Here is a 19,930-nt window from a genome sequence, read left to right on the forward strand (position 1 = left end):
GCGAGCAGCTCGATGAACACCGCACGGTCCCGGGTCTCGGGCTCGCGGAGCACGAGCCTCTCGGTCCTGATCGGCTCAGGCGGCCAAGCCACGGGGCCCAGATCTTCCATCCGCGCACGCTAACAGGTGGTCAAACCAACGGTGAGGCCATCGGCATTGTCCGTCCGTATGTTGCGGCACTTGGTCCCCACCGACAGGGCCACGGGAAAGCTCCATCATCGTGCGTCGCGCATCGTGAGAATGTATGCCGCGGTAAGCGCGACGACACGGTCTTCGTCGTGTGACAGATCCGCGAGGGCACGTGACGCCGTGATTCCCGGGATCTCCGCGAGCGCCTGTGTCAGCCGTCGACGTGCGGACGATTCCACGACGCCGGGGCCAAGACTCTCCACGAGCCGGGCAGCGATCTGATCCGCCAACGCGGGACGACTCGCCAGCGCGCTCAGCGCATCGGCCGCATCGACGTCGTTCGCGTCCTCGACGACCATGTCGATGAGCGTCGGGACCGCGTCGGCCACTCCACGTGCCCCGAGCGCCATGGCCGCACACCTGCGGACCACGATGTCGGGGTTCATGAGGGCGTCCTGCAGCAGTGCGGTCGCCTTACGACTCGGCATCTCAGCGATGCACTGGACGGCACGTTTCCGCACCTCGGCCACCGGTGAGTCGAGGCCCTCGGCCAGCAGCGCCAATCCGCCATCGCCCGATTGCGCCAAAGCCCATCGAAGGGCTCCGGCGACATTCGTGTCCGTCTCGTTCAGGGCTGCCTCGACCAGTGCTTCCGTTGGCACCGGAACCCCATCGACATCGGCTGAGGACAGGGCCGCGCGCTGGCGCTTCCCAGCGCTCTCCGAACCCAACGCCTGGAGGAGTGCGACGATCTGGAGGACGTCTTCCCATCCGTCGGGTTCCGCGGCACCGATCCGCCGGAGCCGCGTGAGCAGCTCCGTCTCAGCTGCGATGCGTTCCCGCGTCTGGCGGATGAGATCGTCGACGAGATCCGAGGGCGCGAAGCCGGGATCATCGAGCGCGCGCCCGACGTCACGCAGCGACAGCCCCAAGGACCGCAGGCTCTCGATATGGAAGATGCGCCGGATGTCGTCGCTGGAGTACTCGCGATAGCCGGCGCCGGTACGGTCCGTCGGCCGCAGCAGGCCGAGCGATTCGTAATGCCTGAGCATGCGGGCGCTGACTCCGGACCGTCGTGCCACATCGCCGATCAGCACTGCCCATCACCCCTTCTGGCTGGTCGGGCCGAGGGCCACAGCGCGCTTCGCCTCCTCGATCGCGAATTCGAATCCAGCGTCCGGGTCGCGCAACAGCCGTTCCGTGGCGATCGCGTGCGTGCGCACACGAAGGTCGAGATCCGTCATCGCGGTGCGCAGAGTTGGCAAGGTTACGTCACCGAGCGCGATCAGTGCCCGGCTGAGGCTCAGCTGCGTCTCACGCTCGCCGCGCCCGAGCTGTGTCGCCAACGCCGCGGCCAACTCGGCCCTCTCATCTGCGGGTACGAGTACGACCGCTGCTCGCCAAGCGGCCCGCGCCACCTCGTCGTCGGCGTCGAACAGAAGCTCCCGTGTGATCGCCGGCCACGCCTGCGGATCCGCGATCTTGGACAGCGTGTGCAGCGCCTGGCTGCGCCCCTGCGCACGCTTCGAGCGGAGTTCCTTGAGGAGCCCTGGGACCGTTAGCGACGGTGAGTGGCGGGTGAGCGCCCACGTGAGCATTTCGCGCACGTAGAACTCGGGCTCGATCGCGCATCGCTCGATGAGTTTGTCGATGAACCCCGGGTCAGGCGTCGTGCCGACCGCCAGCGCCGCCCGCAGCCGTACCTGCGAGCGGCTGTCCTCCAGCGCCTGGAGAGCTCGGGTCGTATCCGTGTCCTGACTTTGCTCGGTCATCGGGACCACCTCCTTGGCTGGAGTGAAGCCCTTGTCACTGTGTCAAGGTCAAGGAGTAGCGGTAACGTACTGGGGGCCCGAAGCCGCAACTTCGATTTGCGACTTCGGGCCCTTGTGCCGTGTTTGGCGGTGGACTACTTCAAGACGTACACCGGAGCGCCGTCCGGAGTCACCCCGGTCTGCCGGATACAGCCGCGCTTCTGCAGCATGCGCAGCGCGTCATGCACACGGTGCTCGGTGAGCCCGGTGACGGACGCGATGGCGTTCAGCGGATACAGGCATTCGCCGTGCTCGATGAGTGCGGGCAGGATGTACGCCGCTACGGCCCAGATATCGGCGGTGACCACGAGGTTGTGCTCGCGCCACTCGGCGATCACCACGGCCGGCGTCACCGTCTTGGGCGGCTCGGGCAGGTCCCGCCAATGGCGTGGAATGCTGTCGGCGACGTTTCCGACACGGTCCGCGAGCCGGTTGATCGACACAAAGGTCTCACTGATGCACTGCATCAGCGCATGAGCGGCGGTCTGTCCGGCGGCGATTGAATCCCGCTGGACGACGGTGGACTCGCGGATCGCCTCGATCATCTCGCGCTGAACGCGCTCCGCCTCGCGCTGTGCTTCCTGCTGTGCTTCGAGGGCTTCCCGCTGTGTCTTGGCGACCTCCTGCTGGGCCTCTGCGGACTTCCGCATCATCTCGACGCTCTCGCGGCGCAGCTCCTGGGCCTCGCGCTGCATGGCGAGCATCTGCGCGTCCATGTCGAGGTTGTGCTCCTCGAGCCGGACGATGGAGTCGGCGACCTCCTTCGGCATGGCGTAGGCGGTGGGGGCGTCCGGGGTCGTGGGCTGTACTTCGGCCTTCTCGAGCGTGTATGAGCCGTGCTGCTGGACGGCAACCACAACCCCGGTCACCCAGTTCTTGAACGGCTCGCACTCGGGTTTCACGCAGCCGTTGACGAGGCGGATCAGCCCGTTGAGGCTACACATCACCATGGACTTTTTGAGTCCCTGACCTGCGGGAATGCTCAAACCGTAACGGGAAATTACGGTTTCGAGTACACATCGCATGTGCTCAGGGACATGCCTACGGATGGCCGCCCTCGAGTTGGAGTGCTTGAGTTCCGCGCACACATCGACCGCCGGGAACCAGTGGGTCCCATCCGGCAGCGTGAGCCGCCGTACGCGCGCTCCGGTCGCCGCGTACACGAAGTCGTTGATGTCGATCGCGTCCTGCTTGCCTGCCGGGGTCGGCGGAATGTTTTGTGTGCTCATGGGAGCATCACCTCCATGACGGACGTTACGGATCCCGGTGCGCAAACAACCCACGATTAAGGGCGAGTTCGCTCAAAAGGTGGGGAATGAACCATTCCGCTGGCGCGAGATCACCGACCCTGAACCACAGACTCTGAACCGCCGACTCCTGGAGTAGCCCTGATGGACAACCGACACGCACTCCGCGTCGTCAACGCCCAGTTCGCCGAAATCCTCAGCAAAGCGAAGGAGGAGGACTGGGAGCTGCCCACCCCCTGCAGTGAGTGGAGCATCCGCGATCTGGTGGGCCATGTGATCGGAGGGCATGTCATGGCGACCGCTCTCCTGACGGGTGAGGAGCTTGTCGCCGTGCCCGGTGACACCGTCGAGGTGTGGGCGGCGCGGGTGGAGCGGGCGGCGGAGGGGGAAGGGGCGTTGGGGCGGGTGGTGCGGCATCCGGTGTTCGGGGAGCTGAGCGGGGACGCCGCCGTGATGATCCGCTGGGGGGATGTGTGCGTGCATGCCTGGGACCTGGCCCAGGCCCTGGGCGTGGACTTCGTGCCGGAGCCGGGGCTGGCCGAGGCCGCACTGGAGTGGCTTGTGCCGTTCGGGTCGGCGCTCAGCTCCTCGGGGAGGTTCGGGGAGGGGGCCGATCCGGGGCCCGGGGCCGATGCGTTCGCCAGGGTGCTCGCGATCGCCGGGCGGGGTGCTCGGCCCACGGGAAAATAGTAGCCATGTACATAGTGGCTATGTATTGTATTTGGTGTGAGTTCAGCAGCTGAGAGCGCCACGGCAGGGTTCCTGGTCTGGCGCTTGTCGATGAAGTGGCGGGTGGCCGTCGACCGGGCGGTCGCGCCGCTGGGCCTGACACATGCCCAGTACTCGTTGATGGCATCGCTCTACGGCATGTCGCGCTCCGGGCTGCGGCCCAGTCAGCGTCGGCTCGCCGATCACACAGGGCTCGAGCCGTTGTACGTTTCCAAGCTCGCCCGCGCCCTGGAGGCCGCCGGGCTCGTCGCCCGCACCCGGGACCCGAGCGATCCGCGCGCCATGCAGCTGTCGCTCACCGAGCAGGGGCGCGATGTCACACGCCGCGCGATCACGGTGGTCCAGGGTCTGCTGGACCAGTTGCTGGAGCCGCTCGGGGGGCAGGACAGCACGCGCACACGGCAGTTCAACCGCGAGCTGGCGACCCTGCTCGACGTACCTCTTGACGTACCTCTTGATCCGCACACCGAGAACGACAAGGAGCAGTCATGACCACCACCGCACCCACGGTCAATGGCCGGGCCATAGCCTTGGCGCACTATGCCGGGCGTGCCCTCGCGGAGGGCGTGATGGCCCGCCACGGCGTCACGTTCCACCAGAGTGTGACACTCGTGGCCGTCGTGCTCGCGGGCGAGTCCATCGGCCGGGACGAGCTTATCGGCGATGTCACCGGCTCGCTGAAGACCGACGAGTCGGTCGTGCGCGGCGTGATCGAGGAGCTGTCGGCCGCGAAGCTGCTGGAAGAGGACCCGGCGGAGGTGTCCCGGGTGCGGCTCACGGACGCCGGACGGGAGCTGTACGAGAGCACCTCCGCCGAGACCGCCGAGATCTCCGCCCGGCTGTACGCCGGGATCCCGGCCGAGGACCTTGCCGTCGCGGGCCGCGTGTTGGCGCTGGTCACGGAGCGCGCGAACGCCGAGTTGGTCAGCGCCTGAGGTTCTGCCATCTGATCGAAGGCACGCGGCCTAGTCGGGCTGGTGTTCCGGGCCGCCGTAGTCGGGGCTGGTGAAGTCCGGGCTGGTGAAGCGGGGGCGGGTCTTGGGGACGTCGCCCTCCGTGGAGAAGCCGGGGCGGCTGTAGCCGAGGTGGGGTGTGCGGCCGGTGGCCTCGGACCGGCTGGGGGCGTAGGCCGACGAGGGGCGCGTCGGGGAGGACGTGGGGGGCGGGGCCGGGGAGGTGTGGGCGCCGTCGGCGGCCGCCGGGTCGGCGAGCGCGTCGCGCAGGAAGGGCACCACGCCCCGCTCCAGCAGCGCCAGCCGCCAGGCTTCTCTACTCCGGTCCACCTCTTCCCGCTGCGCGCTGCGCGCGCTGCCCCGGATCGCTCCGGTGCCGTTGCGCATCGCGGTGAGCAGAAGGCCGACGGCGGCGATCAGCAGGCCCGCGGCGGTGAGCGCGGCGAACAGCCAGCCCGCGGTGACCATCGGCTGGGCTATCGATGGCGTGGGGTTGAGCAGGTGCAGCAGATAGCCGGCGAGGAGAAAGATGACCGCCGCGGTGCCGGCCAGGACCGGGGCCAGGACGGAGAGCACGGCGACGAGTCCCGCGCCTGACGCCGCGTCCCCCACCGTGGCGGCGAACCCGCCTGCGGCCGTCGCCCCGTCCACGGTGGTCGCCCCGTCCACGGTCGTCGTCGCACCCGCGGCCGTCGTCACGCCCGGTGCCTCGCCCGCCGTGCCGTCCCGTTCCCTGTCCGTAGCGGTGAACTCGTCGCCCACGGTGTCGGGCCAGCCGGACGGCGCCGGTTGGCGCAGCTTCTCGCGGGCGGTCACATAGTGGTGGTATTCGTCGGCCGCGCATGCCGCTATGGCCGCCGCGGCGTTCATCGCCATGGTGCGCAGCTGCTCGGTGCTGAGCCGCTGCCCGACGCCGCTGAGGTCCGCGCGGCGGTCCGCGGTGCGCAGCGCCTCATCGAGAACCCGCTCGAACTCCGGGCGGTCCTCGATCAGCAGGTGCGGAGCGGTGTTCATGTGCATCCCCCGATGCTCCGTAGGGCCTTGGTGCCGGCTGTCACCGGGCAGTGGGGCGGAAACGGAGGAGAGCCTGCTACGGATAAGCCGATGGTAGAGCCGATCCGGCGCGGGGTGACAGTAGGTTTCCCGAAATTCGCTCCGCGTCGGTGAAACTGTCTATCTTCCCCGCGCGGCGTGGTATGAATCCTAGGAATCCTCAGACATTCAGCGGGAGTTGGACGACCAACAGCTTTCCGGCCATTGTGACGCCGCCGTCCATGGCGACCGCGAGGTTGTCCGCGTAGACGTGCGGGCCCTCGACGATCGGCGCGCCGCCGTCCTCGTCGTCCTCGGAGCCGACCTCGCCGAGGAGATACGGGATCGGGCTGTGGCCGTGGACGATGCGCTGCCCGCCGTAGGTGTCGAGCAGTTCGCGGACGGCCAGGGGGCCGGCCTCCTCGTCGCGGAAGGCGAACCGCTTGGTGAACTTGCGGAACAGGTCCCAGCACTCGTCGGCGTCGCTGCGCTGCAGCGTCTCGGTCACGGTGTCGTTGACGGCCTCGATGGAGTCGCCGTATTCGAGGTAGGCGGTGGTGTCGGAGTGCACGAGCAGATGGCCGTCCTCCTCGGTCATCGCGTCCAGCCGGGACATCCACTGCAGGTGGTGGTCCTCGAGCCGTTCCATGTCGGTGCGCTGGCCGCCGTTGAGGAGCCAGGCGGCCTGGAAGGAGGCGGTGCCGGCGCCGGAGTTGACGGGCGTGTCGCCGAAGCGTTTGGCGCCGATGAGCAGCAGTTCGTGGTTGCCCATCAGGGCCTTGCAGTAGCCGCCGGCGGCCGCGGCCTCGGCGGAGAGCTGCATGACCAGGTCGATGACGCCGATGCCGTCGGGGCCGCGGTCGGTGAAGTCGCCGAGGAACCAGAGCCGGGCGTTGCCCGCGGACCAGCTGCCCTTGGCGTCGATCAGCCCTTGGGCGGCCAGCGCCTCGCGCAGCTCGTCGAGGTAGCCGTGCACATCGCCGACCACGTACAGCGGGCCGGGCCCGTCGTCCTCGGGCTCCTGGGAGCGCTCGGGGTCGGGGACCGGGGTGAGCTCGACGGTCGGGCGGTCCTGCGGGGGCACCAGCGGGGTGTCCGGGAGGGTGTGTCCGGGGCCCATGACCGGCAGGGAGCGCTCGGTGGGCGTGTACTCCGCGGGCGGCCGGGCGGGCGCGGCAGGGCGCTCGGGGGCAGCGGGGCCCTCGGGCGCGGCGGGCGGCGCGGGGTGCGCCGCGGGCGCCGGAGGCGGGGCGGGCTGGGCCGGATCGCGGGGGACCCGGCCGTGCGGGACCGCGCCGTAGGGCATCCCGCCGTACGGGTTCGGGGCTGGTGGGACCGCGCCGCCCGGGAGTGGGCCGGGCGCGGCGGACGTTCCGTACGCGGATACGGGCGGGACTGCCGCCGTGGTCCGTGCCGTGGCTCCCAGACCGGCCCCCTGAGTCATCGACCCCTCCACCATCGCGCCGCCGTGCCACCGTGTAGACCATGCCTGGTCGAGGGCGGTCCGCGGTGTCGTCCGCCCATCATAGGAATGACCGTACGGGCTTGTGACGCACCAGGGGGCCGTCAATCGGGGCGCAATCCCGGTTCGGCGGTCTTTTATCCCGGATTGGCCCGGTAGGGAAAGCGGATCGGGTTCGGGTGCGTCTCGCGTCATCCTCAAGTCTTCCTCAGGTCAACCTCCGGCACGGCTGCGCGGCGCGCTCACCGTGGTGCGTGGCGGACGCCGTTGCGAGGACGTCCGCACGATCAGTTCGGTGGGTATCACCCGCTCGACGGGGTGCTCGGCACCCGGTCCCTCGATGGCGTCGATCAGAAGCTGTACGGCGGCGGTGCCGATCCGGCGGGGCTTGAGGGAGAGGGTGGTGACGGGCGGCTCGGTGGTGCGGTAGATCGCGGATTCGCTGCAGCACACCAGCAGCAGATCGTCGGGGACGCGCAGTCCGTGGCGGCGGGCGGCGGCCAGCAGATCGGTGCCGTTGGGGTCGAACAGGCCGTAGACGGCGTCGGGGCGGTCGGGGCGGGCCAGCAGGCGGTCGGCGGCGACGGCTCCGGCACAGGGGTCGTGGGCCGGGTACTCCTCGTACACCGGCTCCTGTCCGACCCGGTCGCACCAGTGCAGATACGCGGTGGTGGACAGCCGGGTGTAGGTGTCGGTGGTGGTGCCGGTGAGCAGTCCGACGCGGCGGGCGCCGGAGTCGGCGAGGTGGTCGAGCAGGCCGAGCACGGCGGCCTCGTGGTCGTTGTCCACCCAGGCGGTGACGGGGAGGGTGCCGGCCGGGCGGCCGTCGCTGACCACGGGGATGCCCTGGCGCAGCAGATCGGTGACGACGGGGTCGTGGTCGGAGGGGTCGATGACGACGGTGCCGTCGAGGGCGACGTTGGACCACACGTCGTGGCGGGAGGTGGCGGGCAGGATGACGAGGGCGTAGCCGCGGGCTAACGCGGCGGAGGTGGCGGCGCGCGCCATCTCCGCGAAGTACGCGAATTCGGTGAAGGTGAAAGGTTCATCCCCGTAGGTGGTCACGGTCAGGCCGATGAGGCCGGACTTGCCGGTACGGAGGGTGCGGGCCGCGGCGGAAGGGCGGTAGCCCAGCCGGTCGGCGACCTCGCGGACATGGCGGCGGGTGGCGTCCGGGAGCCGGCCCTTGCCGTTGAGCGCGTCGGAGACGGTCGTGATCGAGACCCCGGCTGCGGCGGCCACGTCCCGGATGCCCGCCCGTGTCAGCCGGCGGCCGGTCGACCGGCTCACCTGGTGCTTCCCTGCTGCTGTCATGGCGAGCCGATAGTAGGGCGAGGGTGGCCCCTTCGCGCGGGGGTACGCTCGGCTCTGCGAAGGCACGTTTCTGCATGAGCGCTTCGGCCAATTCCCTTGGAAATCAAGCCAGTTGACGGTTCGGGTGGGTCAGTAGTCGCCTCTGGCATATCCACGCCTGTCGATTGGTCGTTGTCTCGAAGAGGTCTCAACTCACCTGCATGGGTGATGCGCGCCAGGGCGCTCGCCACCGGCGCGCGGCAGAAGCGGAATCGCTCCCCCTCAGCTGTACGCATCCCGCGCCGCGGTCGGCCGGCCCCGTGTGCCCGCGGTCGGCCCCGTGTGCCCGCGGTCGGCCCCGTGTGCCCGCGGTCGGCCCCGCGTGCCCGCTCCGCGCACCCGCGCGCCGGGATTCTCGCACCCCCGGATACGGGGCTCTCACGGCCCGTGCCCCAGGGCCCGCCCACCGCGATACGCCGGGCCCAGGATGCCTCATACAGTGTGAGGTATCGACGTGCGCGGGCGCCGCGCACGGACGGGACGGTCGAGGAGGAGCCGCGGTGACTGAGAAGAGCCCCAAGCTGCGTGCCGCGCTGGACGGCATTCCGACGTACAAGCCCGGTAAGCCGGCCGCGGCGGACGGGCCGACGGCCTTCAAGCTGTCCTCGAACGAGAACCCCTATCCGCCGCTCGCGGGGGTGCTGGAGACCGCGACGGCCGCCGCCGCCTCCTTCAACCGCTACCCCGATATGGCCTGCACGGCGCTGATGGCCGAGCTCGCCGAGCGCTTCGATGTGCCGCCCGAGCACCTGGCCACCGGCACCGGCTCGGTCGGCGTGGCCCAGCAGCTGGTGCAGTCGACGGCCGGGCCGGGCGACGAGGTGATGTACGCCTGGCGGTCCTTCGAGGCATATCCGATCATCTCGCAGATCTCCGGGGCGACGTCGGTGCGGGTGCCGCTGACCGACGGCGAGGTGCACGACCTGGACGCGATGGCGGACGCGGTCACCGAGCGCACCCGGCTGATTTTCGTCTGCAACCCCAACAACCCGACGGGCACGGTGGTGGGCCGGGACGGTCTTACGCGCTTCCTGGACCGGGTGCCGAACGATGTGCTGGTGGTGCTGGACGAGGCGTATATCGAGTTCATCCGGGACGAGCGGGTGCCGAACGGCATCGAGCTGTACCGGGAGCGGCCCAATGTGTGCGTGCTGCGCACCTTCTCCAAGGCGTACGGTCTGGCGGGGCTGCGCGTCGGCTTCGCGATCGCGCATGAGCCGGTCGCGGCCGCGCTGCGCAAGACGGCGGTGCCCTTCGGGGTCAGCCAGCTGGCGCAGGACGCGGCGGTGGCCTCGCTGCGCAGCGAGGACGCGCTGCGCGAGCGGGTGGAGGCGCTGGTCGCGGAGCGGGCGCGGGTGAGCGAGGCGCTGGCCGGACAGGGGTGGACGGTGCCCACATCGCAGGCGAACTTCGTCTGGCTGCGGCTGGGGGAGCGCACGGTGGACTTCGCGGCGGCGTGCGAGGCGGCGGGCGTGGTGGTGCGCCCGTTCCCGGGCGAGGGGGTTCGGGTGACGATAGGCGAGGACGAGGCGAACGACGTCTTCCTGCGCGTCGCCGAGGAGTTCCGCAAGGAGCTGTGACGCGCCACGGGGCCGCCGACGAATAGCTGACGAGTAGCCGACGAGCAGCCAACGCCCCGCAACCAGCAGAGATGCCGATCGGATCCTACCGATACGTTCCGCTTACGCCCCTTCCACCCCCCGGTGAGAAGGGGCGTATGTGTGTGCGTATCATTGCTTGTGAATGTGAATACGTTCACAAGCTCCCCCTTGTGGGGCCGCAGGCGATCCCTGCGGGCACGACCGGGCAACAGCGTAAGGAGAGATTCCCGTGGATCTGGCTCTGGCGCCGGAGACGCTGGCGCGATGGCAGTTCGGCATCACCACCGTCTACCACTTCCTCTTCGTACCGCTCACGATTTCGCTCGCGGCCATGACCGCCGGTCTGGAGACGGCCTGGGTCCGCACCGGCAAGGAGAAGTACTTCCACGCGACCAAGTTCTGGGGCAAGCTCTTCCTGATCAACATCGCGATGGGTGTGGTCACCGGCCTCGTCCAGGAGTTCCAGTTCGGCATGAACTGGTCGGACTACTCGCGCTTCGTCGGCGATGTCTTCGGCGCCCCGCTCGCCATGGAGGCGCTGCTCGCCTTCTTCTTCGAGTCCACCTTCATCGGACTGTGGATCTTCGGCTGGGACAAGCTGCCGAAGAAGATCCACTGTGCCTGCATCTGGATCGTCGCGCTGGGCACCGTCCTGTCCTCGTACTTCATCCTCGCCGCCAACTCGTGGATGCAGCACCCGACCGGCTACGCCATCGACAAGGCCACCGGCAAGGCGCGGCTCACCGACATCTGGGCGGTGCTGACCCAGAACACCACCCTGGTCGTGGTCTTCCACACCCTCACCGCCGCCTTCCTCACCGGCGCCGCCTTCATGGTGGGCATCTCCTCCTTCCACCTCTGGCGGGCCAAGCGCCGCCAGGACCGTGGCGAAGAGCTCGGCGAGAAGCAGAAGAAGCAGGTCGGCGCGATGCGGTCGTCGCTGCGTGTCGGTCTGGTCGTCGCCGTGATCGCGGGTATGGGCACCGCGATCAGTGGCGACCAGCTCGGCAAGGTGATGTTCGAGCAGCAGCCGATGAAGATGGCCGCGGCGGAGGCGCTGTGGGACACCCAGGCGCCCGCACCCTTCTCGGTCTTCGCCGTCGGCGATGTGAGCAAGGGGCACAACAGCGTCGAGCTGGAGGTCCCCGGGATGCTGTCGTTCCTCGCGCACAGCAACTTCACCGACTCCGTCCCCGGCATCAACGACGTGGCCGCGCGGGAGGCCGCCGCCTACGGCGGGCAGCCCGAGGACTACATCCCCAGCATCTTCATGACCTACTGGGGCTTCCGGCTGATGATCGGCTTCGGGATGACCTCGTTCGTCGCCGCACTGATCGGGCTGTGGACGACCCGGCGCAAGAAGTGGCTGTCGCCCGCCTTCCGCACCGGCGAGGACGAGGTGCCGCGGCTCATGCTCACCAAGAACCGCGAGATGAGCCCCCTGCTGACCAAGTGGTCCTGGCGGATCGGCATCCTGACCATGGGCTTCCCGCTGATCGCCAACTCCTTCGGCTGGATCTTCACCGAGATGGGGCGTCAGCCGTGGGTGGTGTACGGGCTGATGAAGACCGCCGACGCGGTCTCCCCCGGCGTCAGCCGGACCGAAGTCCTCATATCCCTGGGCGTCTTCACGCTGCTGTACGGCGTGCTCGCGGTCGTAGAGGTGCGGCTGCTGACCAAGTACGCCAAGGCCGGGCCGGACACCGATGAGAAGCCGCCGGCCAAGGACCCCCGGCTGCGGCTGCCCTCCGGCGGACCGGGCGCCGGGGCGGCGGGGGAGCACGACGCCGCCGACGACGACGCCGACAAGCCGCTGACCTTCGCGTACTGAACGTACTGAACCGGAGAGAGCCATGTCACTGCATCTTCACGACGTCTGGTTCGTACTGATCGCCGTCCTGTGGACCGGCTACTTCTTCCTCGAGGGCTTCGACTTCGGCATCGGCGTGCTGACCAAGCCGCTGGCCCGGAACCGTACGGAACGCCGGGTGCTCATCAACACCATCGGCCCGGTCTGGGACGGCAACGAGGTATGGCTGATCACGGCGGGCGGCGCGACCTTCGCGGCCTTCCCCGACTGGTACGCCACGCTCTTCAGTGGCTTCTATCTGCCACTGCTCGCGATCCTGGTCTGTCTGATCCTGCGCGGCGTCGCCTTCGAGTACCGGCACAAGCGCCCCGAGGAGCGCTGGCAGCGCAACTGGGAGAACGTGATCTTCTGGTGCTCGCTGCTGCCGGCGTTCCTCTGGGGCGCGATCTTCGCCAACATGGTGCGCGGGGTGCCGATCGGGCCGGACAAGAACTACGCCGGCGACCTCCTCGATCTCGTCAACCCGTACGCCCTGCTCGGCGGGGCGCTCACCCTGGTGCTGTTCACCTTCCACGGCGCCGTGTTCGCCTCGCTCAAGACGGTGGGGGAGATCCGGACCCGGGCGCGGCGGTTCGCGGCGGGGCTCGGCCCGGTCGCCGCCGTGCTCGCGGTGGTCTTCCTCGGCTGGACGCAGCACGACAGCGGCAACGGGCGTTCGCTGGCCGCGCTGCTGCTCGCGGCGGTCGCGCTGCTTGCGGCGCTGGTGATGAACCGGCGCGGGCGGGAGGGCTGGGCGTTCGCCCTGTCCGGGGTGGCCATCGCCGCGGCGGTCGCGATGCTCTTCCTCGCGCTCTTCCCGGATGTCATGCCGTCCTCGCTGGACCCGAGGTGGAGCCTGACCGCGGCGGACTCGGCCTCCAGCCCGTACACGCTGAAGATCATGACCTGGATCGCAGGCGTGATGACCCCGCTGATCATGGCCTACCAGGCATGGACGTACTGGGTCTTCCGCAAGCGGATCGGCACCCAGCACATCCCCGAGCCGACCGGTCACTGACCCCGCGGGTGGTGTGTTTCACGTGAAACCAATCGACCCCCGGCTGCTGCGCCAGGCCCGGGCGACCCGTCTGTTCCTTGCCTCGTCCGTGGCGTTGGGACTGGTGTCGGCGGGGCTTGTGGTGGCACAGGCCATGCTGATCGCCGAGGTGGTGGTCGCCGCCTTCGTCCAGGGGGCGGCGCCCGGGGAGCTCGGGCGCCCGCTGGCGCTGCTGGCGGCCGTCGCCGTCGGCCGCGCCGCGGTCGCCTGGCTGACCGAACTGGCCGCCCATCGGGCCGGGGCGGCCGTCAAGTCCGAACTACGGCTGCGGCTGCTCGCCCATGCGGTGCGGCTGGGGCCCGAGCGGCCCGCGCCCGATCGGCTGGGCGGTACGGGCGGTACGGGCGGCACGGGCGGTACGGGTGAGCTCACCACCCTCGCCACCCGGGGCATCGACGCGCTGGACGACTACTTCGCCCGCTATCTGCCGCAGTTGGGCCTGGCCGTGGTGGTGCCGGTCGCGGTGCTCGCCCGTATCGTCACCGCCGACTGGGTCTCGGCTCTGATCATCGCCGCCACGCTGCCGCTGATCCCGCTCTTCATGATCCTCATCGGCTGGGCCACCCAGTCCCGGATGGACCGTCAGTGGCGGCTGCTGTCCCGGCTGTCCGGACACTTCCTGGACGTCGTCGCCGGACTGCCCACCCTCAAGGTCTTCGGCCGCGCCAAGGCCCAGGCCGCGTCGATCCGCGCCATCACCGCCGACTACCGGCGGGCCACGCTGCGCACCCTGCGGCTGGCCTTCCTGTCCTCCTTCGCGCTCGAACTGCTCTCCACCGTGTCGGTCGCCCTCGTCGCGGTCGGCATCGGCATGCGGCTGGTCCATGGCGAGCTGGACCTCTACACGGGGCTGGTGGTGCTCGTCCTCGCCCCCGAGGCGTATCTGCCGCTGCGGCAGGTGGGCGCGCAGTACCACGCGGCGGCGGAAGGGCTGACCGCCGCGGACGAGGTCTTCGCGGTCCTCGAACGGGAGCCCAGGGCCACCGGTGCCGAGCCCGCCCCGGACGCCCGGGGTGCGGCGCTGACCGTGCAGGGGCTGGTGGTCCGCCACCCGGGCCGCGCCGAACCGTCCCTGGCCGAGACCTCGTTCGAGATCCTGCCGGGTGAGACGGTGGCCGTCGTCGGCCCCAGCGGGGCGGGCAAGACCACGCTGCTGAACGCCCTGCTGGGATTCGCCGAACCGGCCGCGGGCCGGGTGCTGGTCGCGGGCCGGGACCTGGCGTCGCTCGACCTCGAGAGCTGGCGCGGCCAGGTCGCCTGGGTGCCCCAGCGCCCGTATCTGTTCGCCGGGACGGTCGCCGAGAACGTACGGCTGGCGCGGCCGGACGCCGATGACACCGCCGTACGGGCCGCGCTGCGGGACGCGGGCGCGCTCGGCTTCGTCGACGCGCTGCCGCACGGGGCCGACACCCGCCTCGGCGAGATGGGTGCGGGCCTGTCCGCGGGGCAGCGGCAGCGGATCGCGCTGGCGCGCGCGTTCCTGGCCGACCGGCCGGTGCTGCTGCTCGACGAGCCGACCGCGGGACTGGACGGGGAGACGGAGGCGGCGGTCGTCGAGGCGGTACGGCGGCTGGCCGAGGGCCGTACGGTCCTCCTGGTCGTCCACCGCCCGGCGCTGCTGCCCCTCGCCGACCGCGTGGTGCGGCTGCCCGGCCCCACCGCCGCGCCCCCGGTCGCGGCGGCCCCGAGCACCGTCCCGGCGGACGGCGCGCACCAGGGCACCGACCGTGAAGCCCCCGACGCCCCGTCGGCGTACGAGGAGCACCGAGTACCGGAGCGCCGCTCGCCGCTGGCGTGGGTGCGGGAGTCGGGGCGGGCCTGGCGGGGGCGGTTCGGGCTCGCGCTGCTGCTCGGCACCCTCGCGCTGGGCAGCGCCGTCGGACTGATGGCCGTCTCCGGATGGCTGATCTCCCGCGCCTCACAGCAGCCCCCCGTGCTCTATCTGATGGTCGCGGTCACCGCGACCCGCGCGTTCGGGATCGGCCGGGCCGTCTTCCGCTACGCCGAGCGCCTGGTCTCGCACGACGCCGTGCTGCGGGTGCTGGCCGAGCTGCGGGTCGCGGTGTACCGCAGGCTGGAGCGGCTGGCGCCGGTCGGGCTGAAGGACACCCGGCGCGGCGATCTGCTCTCCCGGCTGGTCGCCGATGTGGACGCCCTTCAGGACTACTTCTTGCGCTGGCTGCTGCCCGTCGGCGCCGCGCTGGCCGTGGGCGTGGCCTCCGTCGGCTTCACCGGCTGGCTGCTGCCGGAGGCGGGCGCCGTGCTGGCGGCCGGACTTCTGCTGGCGGGGGTCGTGACGCCCCTGGTCTCCGGGGTGGTGGCCCGCCATGCGGAGCGCCGGCTGGCCCCCGCGCGCGGCGCGCTGTCGGCCCAGGTCGTGGATCTGCTCACCGGCACCGCCGAGTTGACCGTCGCCGGTGCGCTGCCGCGCCGGCTGGACGAGGTGCGCCGCGCCGACGGCAACCTCACCCGGATCGCCCGGCGGGGCGCGGCCGCCACCGGCGTGGGCGCCGGACTGTCCGCGCTGGCCTGCGGGCTGACCGTGGCCGCCGCAGCGCTCGTCGGTGTGCGGGCGGTGGCCGACGGCCGGCTCGACGGGGTGTGGCTGGCCGTCGTGGTCCTCATGCCGCTCGCCGCGTTCGAGGCGGTCGCGGGGCTGCCGCTGGCCGTGCAGCACCGCCAGCGGGTGCGGCGGGCCGCGCGGCGGGTGTGCCACGTGGCTGACGGGGCGGACGGGGCGCCGGAACAGGGCCCGGCCGGCCCGGCCCCGGCGGCCCCGGAGACCCCGCAGGGGGCGTATCCGCTGGTGCTGAGCGGGATCTCGGCCCGGTATCCGGGGCGTTCCGAAGCCGCCCTGAACGGGTTCGACCTGGAGCTGCGCCCGGGCCGCCGGATCGCCGTCGTCGGCCCGTCCGGCTCGGGCAAGACCACCCTCGCCCATGTGCTGCTCCGCTTCCTGGACCCGCGGACGGGCACGTACACCCTCGCGGGCCGCGACACCGCGGCCATGGACGCCGACGCGGTACGGCGGTTGGTGGGGCTGTGCGCCCAGGACGCGCATATCTTCGACAGCTCGCTGCGTGAGAACCTCCGCCTGGCCCGCACCGACGCGAGCGACGGCGAACTGCGCGAGGCGCTGGCCGCGGCCCGGCTGCTGGAGTGGGTGGACGGGCTGCCCGACGACCTGGACACGCTGGTCGGCGAGTCGGGCGCGCGGCTGTCCGGCGGGCAGCGCCAGCGGCTCGCCCTGGCCCGCGCGCTGCTCGCGGACTTCCCGGTGCTGGTGCTCGACGAGCCCGCTGAGCACCTGGACCTGCCGACGGCCGACGCGCTGACGGCCGATCTGCTGTCCGCCACACGGGGCCGTACGACCGTGCTGATCACCCATCGGCTGGCGGGTCTGGAGGCGGTCGACGAGGTCGTCGTGCTGGACAGGGGCCGGGCCGTACAGCGCGGTACGTACGCCCAACTCGCCGCAGGGGAGGGCCCGTTCCGGCGGATGCTGGAGCGCGAGGCCGGGGAGGCCCACGCCCTGGCGGGGGCTGCTCCCCCGGTGGGTGCCGCGGCGGGCGCCAGGTGACTTTTCCCGGCGGACGGTTTACGGAGCGGCATGGAGGGACCGGATGAGGCATTGGCCGACCGTGAGTTAGCCCGGTCAGGGCAACTCCTCACCTGGGCGGGCCAACTATCGCTGCGTCAGCATGCGCACTCCCTTAACGGGCAGTGGGATGAGCTTCGCGGGCCGTTTGGTCAGCTTGTCCTCTTATCGTCCATCGCACTCCGCGACAGTTGTTGGCCCGACGCGGGGAAGGAAGTCATCACGTGAACAGCAAGAGCGCAACCTCCAAACGATCCCGGGCGCGCTACCGGGCCGTCTTGGCCGCCGCGGTGAGCGCGGTGGCCCTGAGCAGCCAGTTGCTGACCGCGGCCCCCGCCGCCATCGCGGACGAGAGCCCCCTGGACGGTCGCCCCAATCCGCCCAGACCGCCGCAGTACCCCACCGTCCTGCACGGGGTGCGGGAGTTCACCGCGAGCGGGACCTTCACGCCTCCCCCGGGCGTGACCTCGGTGCACGTCCAGGCATGGGGCGGCGGCGGTGGTGGCGGTGGCGGCGGTGGCGGCGCCACCCCGACCGGTACCGGTGTCGGCGGCAACGGCGGTGGCGGCGGCGCCGGTGGCTTCACCTGGTGCGTCATCCCGGTCCAGGCCCTGCAGAGCTACACGGTGAACCTGGGTGGCGCCGGCACCTCCGGTACCGCCGGGCCCATCGGTGTCAACGGCGGCAACGGCGGCAACGGTGGCACCACGAGCGTGATCGCTCCCAGCACCACCACCCTCCTCAGCGCCACCGGTGGCATCGGTGGCCTCCACGGCAGCGCCGGGGTGGGCGCCACCAACGGCGCCGACGGTGCGGGCGGCGCCGGCGGCACGGGCTCGTGCATCACGGGCGGTGTGAACCGGACCGGTGACAGCGGCACAACCGGAGACGGGGGCGGCGAAGAGGTCGACGGCATCGTCGATCCGCCCGGGATCAGGGGCGAAGGCGGCGACGGTGGCCTGGGTGGTGCGGCCAATACGGCCGGCACGGCGGGCGGCGTCGGTGGCGCTGGATACGTCGTCTTCTTCTGGTAGACCGTTTCCTGGCTTGCGGAACGCCCTCCGGCCACCCGGCCGGGGGGCGGCCCGCCCGGACGCGCCGCCCGACGCCTCAGCCTTCCTGGATCGCCGCAAGGATCCGCTCGATGACGGCCGCCACGCCGTCCTCCTCGTTGCTCGCGGTGTGGCTGGTGGTCGACGCCAGCACCTGCGGGTGGGCGTTGGCCATCGCGTACGAGGTGCCCGCCCAGGCCAGCATGTCCAGGTCGTTGGGCATATCGCCGAACGCCACGACCTCCTCGGGGGCGATGCCCCGCCGGGCGCAGCACCGGGCCAGGGTGCTGGCCTTGCTCACCCCGAGCCCGCTGATCTCCAGCAGGGCGGTCGGGCTGGAGCGGGTGAAGTCACCGTGTGCCCCCGCCACCGCGCGGCCCAGCTCCAAAAAGGCGTCGGGCGCCATGGCGGGGTGGTGGGCGAGCAGTTTGAGGACCGGCGTGCCGCCGCATTCGCCGTCTTCGTCCAGCAGCTTCTCGGCGGCGGCGATGATCGCGCTCGGGTCGCGGTGGAAGGGCGGGTAGTCCGGTTCGTATGCGATGCCCTCGGTGCGCTCGACCGCGAAGGAGGTGCCGGGGGCATCGCCGCGCAACGCCTCCACGATGGCCAGCGCCCGGTCCACGGGCAGCGGGCGCGCGTCGAGCAGCCGGCCGCCGTCGTGCAGATCGACGACGGCCGCGCCATTGGCGCAGATGGCCAGGCCATGGCCGTGCACATGTTCGCTGACCACGCCCATCCAGCGGGCCGGCCGGCCGGTGACGAAGAACACCTCGATACCCGCACGCTCCGCCGCGGCGAGGGCGGCGACGGTGCGGTCCGAGACCGTTTTGTCATTGCGCAACAGGGTGCCGTCGAGGTCGGTGGCGATCAGTCGGGGTCGGGGTGTGGTGGAGCGGGATCTGCCTGCGGCCGGGGTCTCGGACTGCTCGGTTGCTGGAGTCACGGCAACCATCCTCCCGCATATGCCGCGCACGAGTGCCTTCAGGCAGGGCCTACGCTCGATGGCATGCGACTGAGCACCGTGATCCTTCCCGTACGCCGCTGGTCCGAGGGCGGCCGCCAGGTGTGGCAGCGCGCCGAGGAGCTGGGTTTCCACGCCGCGTACACCTATGACCACCTGTCGTGGCGCAGCTTCCGTGACGGACCCTGGTTCGGGGCGATCCCGACCCTCACGGCGGCGGCCGCGGCGACGTCCCGGCTGCGGCTCGGCACCCTGGTCACCTCCCCGAACTTCCGCCACCCCGTCACGCTCGCCAAAGAGCTGATCTCCCTGGACGACATCTCCGGCGGCCGGATCACCCTGGGCATCGGGGCGGGCGGCTCCGGTTTCGACGCGACGGCGCTGCTGTCCGGCGACGAGGAGGCGTGGACGCCGCGTGAGCGGGCCGACCGTTTCGGTGAGTTCGTGTCGCTGCTCGACCGGCTGCTGACCGAGGACGCGGTGACCCATGAGGGCCGGCACTACAGCGCGCGTGAGGCGCGCAACATCCCCGGCTGCGTCCAGCGGCCCCGGCTGCCCTTCGCCGTCGCCGCCACCGGCCCGCGCGGGCTGCGGCTCGCGGCGCGGCACGGGCAGGCGTGGGTGACCACGGGCGACCCGAAGATCTACGAGACGGGGACACCGGCCGAGTCGGTGGCCGCCATCGGGCGCCAGATCGACCGGCTGGGCGAGGCGTGCGCCGAGGCCGGGCGGGACGTGGCGGAGCTGGACAAGGTCCTGCTCACCGGCTTCACCCCCGACCCGAAGCGGCCGCTCTCCTCCGTCGACGCGTTCGTCGACTTCGCCGGGGAGCACGCACGGCTGGGCATCGACGAGATCGTGCTGCACTGGCCGATCCCGGATTCGGTCTTCGCGGCCGATCTCGCGGTCTTCGAGAAGATCGCCACGGACGGTCTGGCGCAGCTGGGCGGGTAGCCGGGGGTGCCGCAGCCCTGGTCCCGCAACTCCAAATAGTGCAAATGGTTCAAAAGCCTTCACTCCTATGTGACCGGTTTTGCCGGGGCGAGGCGGGTTTACTCCGACAAGACGGCTATAGGGAGCAGAATCGGGTGTAGAG

The 19,930-nt window shown here is 70.9% G+C and carries 16 protein-coding genes and 1 pseudogene; 9 read left to right on the top strand and 8 right to left on the bottom strand.

Features of this window, described 5'->3' with window-relative positions; all coding sequences use genetic code 11:
- The 4 genes and pseudogenes from ACFV2X_RS40765 to ACFV2X_RS40780 form a co-directional block, all read right to left on the bottom strand.
- Positions 1–110: pseudogene (locus ACFV2X_RS40765) on the bottom strand (GNAT family N-acetyltransferase); the annotation flags it as partial.
- Positions 111–215: 105 nt separating this feature from the next.
- Entirely contained in the window at positions 216–1,226 is a 1,011-nt protein-coding gene (locus ACFV2X_RS40770; RefSeq protein ID WP_385626362.1) for a MerR family transcriptional regulator, read from the bottom strand.
- Positions 1,227–1,232: 6 nt separating this feature from the next.
- Positions 1,233–1,901, bottom strand: a complete 669-nt coding sequence (locus ACFV2X_RS40775; protein ID WP_385626426.1) for a HEAT repeat domain-containing protein — start codon at positions 1,899–1,901, stop codon at positions 1,233–1,235.
- A 134-nt stretch (positions 1,902–2,035) separates the two neighbouring features.
- Positions 2,036–3,169, bottom strand: coding sequence for a BRO family protein (locus ACFV2X_RS40780; RefSeq protein ID WP_385626363.1), 1,134 nt, complete (start codon positions 3,167–3,169; stop codon positions 2,036–2,038).
- Positions 3,170–3,331: 162 nt separating this feature from the next.
- On the opposite strand from ACFV2X_RS40780, the gene ACFV2X_RS40785 reads away from it, so the two are divergent.
- Genes ACFV2X_RS40785 through ACFV2X_RS40795 form a run of 3 tightly spaced genes read left to right on the top strand, consistent with a single transcriptional unit; the run spans position 3,332 to position 4,851 of the window.
- On the top strand, positions 3,332–3,877 hold the full coding sequence (locus tag ACFV2X_RS40785; protein WP_385626364.1) for a TIGR03086 family metal-binding protein: 546 nt from the start codon (positions 3,332–3,334) through the stop codon (positions 3,875–3,877).
- A gap of 36 nt (positions 3,878–3,913) precedes the next feature.
- Positions 3,914–4,408, top strand: coding sequence for a MarR family winged helix-turn-helix transcriptional regulator (locus ACFV2X_RS40790; protein ID WP_385626365.1), 495 nt, complete (start codon positions 3,914–3,916; stop codon positions 4,406–4,408).
- Positions 4,405–4,851, top strand: a complete 447-nt coding sequence (locus tag ACFV2X_RS40795) for a MarR family transcriptional regulator (protein ID WP_385626366.1) — start codon at positions 4,405–4,407, stop codon at positions 4,849–4,851. Before ACFV2X_RS40790 ends, ACFV2X_RS40795 begins: the two co-directional genes overlap by 4 nt.
- A gap of 30 nt (positions 4,852–4,881) precedes the next feature.
- Here the strand turns inward: ACFV2X_RS40795 and ACFV2X_RS40800 are convergent, their stop codons facing one another.
- The 3 genes from ACFV2X_RS40800 to ACFV2X_RS40810 form a co-directional block, all read right to left on the bottom strand.
- The gene (locus ACFV2X_RS40800) at positions 4,882–5,889 is read right to left on the bottom strand and encodes a hypothetical protein (RefSeq protein ID WP_385626367.1); all 1,008 of its coding nucleotides are present in this window, start codon (positions 5,887–5,889) and stop codon (positions 4,882–4,884) included.
- 193 nt (positions 5,890–6,082) lie between these two features.
- A complete protein-coding gene (locus ACFV2X_RS40805; protein WP_385626368.1) occupies positions 6,083–7,345 on the bottom strand; it encodes a metallophosphoesterase in 1,263 nt (420 codons plus the stop codon).
- 231 nt (positions 7,346–7,576) lie between these two features.
- Entirely contained in the window at positions 7,577–8,677 is a 1,101-nt protein-coding gene (locus ACFV2X_RS40810; RefSeq protein WP_385626369.1) for a LacI family DNA-binding transcriptional regulator, read from the bottom strand.
- A gap of 539 nt (positions 8,678–9,216) precedes the next feature.
- On the opposite strand from ACFV2X_RS40810, the gene hisC reads away from it, so the two are divergent.
- The 5 genes from hisC (at position 9,217) to ACFV2X_RS40835 (ending at position 17,855) form a co-directional block, all read left to right on the top strand.
- Complete coding sequence (gene hisC / locus ACFV2X_RS40815; protein WP_385626370.1) at positions 9,217–10,296, top strand: histidinol-phosphate transaminase; 1,080 nt, start codon at positions 9,217–9,219, stop codon at positions 10,294–10,296.
- 250 nt (positions 10,297–10,546) lie between these two features.
- On the top strand, positions 10,547–12,148 hold the full coding sequence (locus tag ACFV2X_RS40820; RefSeq protein WP_385626371.1) for a cytochrome ubiquinol oxidase subunit I: 1,602 nt from the start codon (positions 10,547–10,549) through the stop codon (positions 12,146–12,148).
- A gap of 28 nt (positions 12,149–12,176) precedes the next feature.
- Positions 12,177–13,184 carry a cytochrome d ubiquinol oxidase subunit II gene (gene cydB / locus ACFV2X_RS40825; RefSeq protein WP_385626427.1) on the top strand — a complete coding sequence of 336 codons (1,008 nt, stop codon included), beginning with the start codon at positions 12,177–12,179 and terminating at the stop codon, positions 13,182–13,184.
- Between the two features lie 22 nt (positions 13,185–13,206).
- Positions 13,207–16,803: a thiol reductant ABC exporter subunit CydD gene (gene cydD / locus ACFV2X_RS40830; RefSeq protein WP_385626372.1), complete on the top strand. Its 3,597-nt coding sequence runs from the start codon at positions 13,207–13,209 to the stop codon at positions 16,801–16,803.
- A gap of 242 nt (positions 16,804–17,045) precedes the next feature.
- Complete coding sequence (locus ACFV2X_RS40835; protein ID WP_385626373.1) at positions 17,046–17,855, top strand: hypothetical protein; 810 nt, start codon at positions 17,046–17,048, stop codon at positions 17,853–17,855.
- Between the two features lie 76 nt (positions 17,856–17,931).
- Here the strand turns inward: ACFV2X_RS40835 and ACFV2X_RS40840 are convergent, their stop codons facing one another.
- Positions 17,932–18,825 (bottom strand): Cof-type HAD-IIB family hydrolase, encoded by an 894-nt coding sequence (locus ACFV2X_RS40840; RefSeq protein ID WP_385626374.1) that lies wholly within the window; start codon positions 18,823–18,825, stop codon positions 17,932–17,934.
- A 54-nt stretch (positions 18,826–18,879) separates the two neighbouring features.
- Between ACFV2X_RS40840 and ACFV2X_RS40845 the strand changes: the two genes are divergently transcribed.
- Positions 18,880–19,788, top strand: a complete 909-nt coding sequence (locus ACFV2X_RS40845; protein ID WP_385626375.1) for an LLM class flavin-dependent oxidoreductase — start codon at positions 18,880–18,882, stop codon at positions 19,786–19,788.
- Positions 19,789–19,930: the final 142 nt, after the last annotated feature.

It is taken from the genome of Streptomyces sp. NPDC059679 (genome assembly GCF_042734105.1).
Lineage (GTDB): Bacteria > Actinomycetota > Actinomycetes > Streptomycetales > Streptomycetaceae > Streptomyces.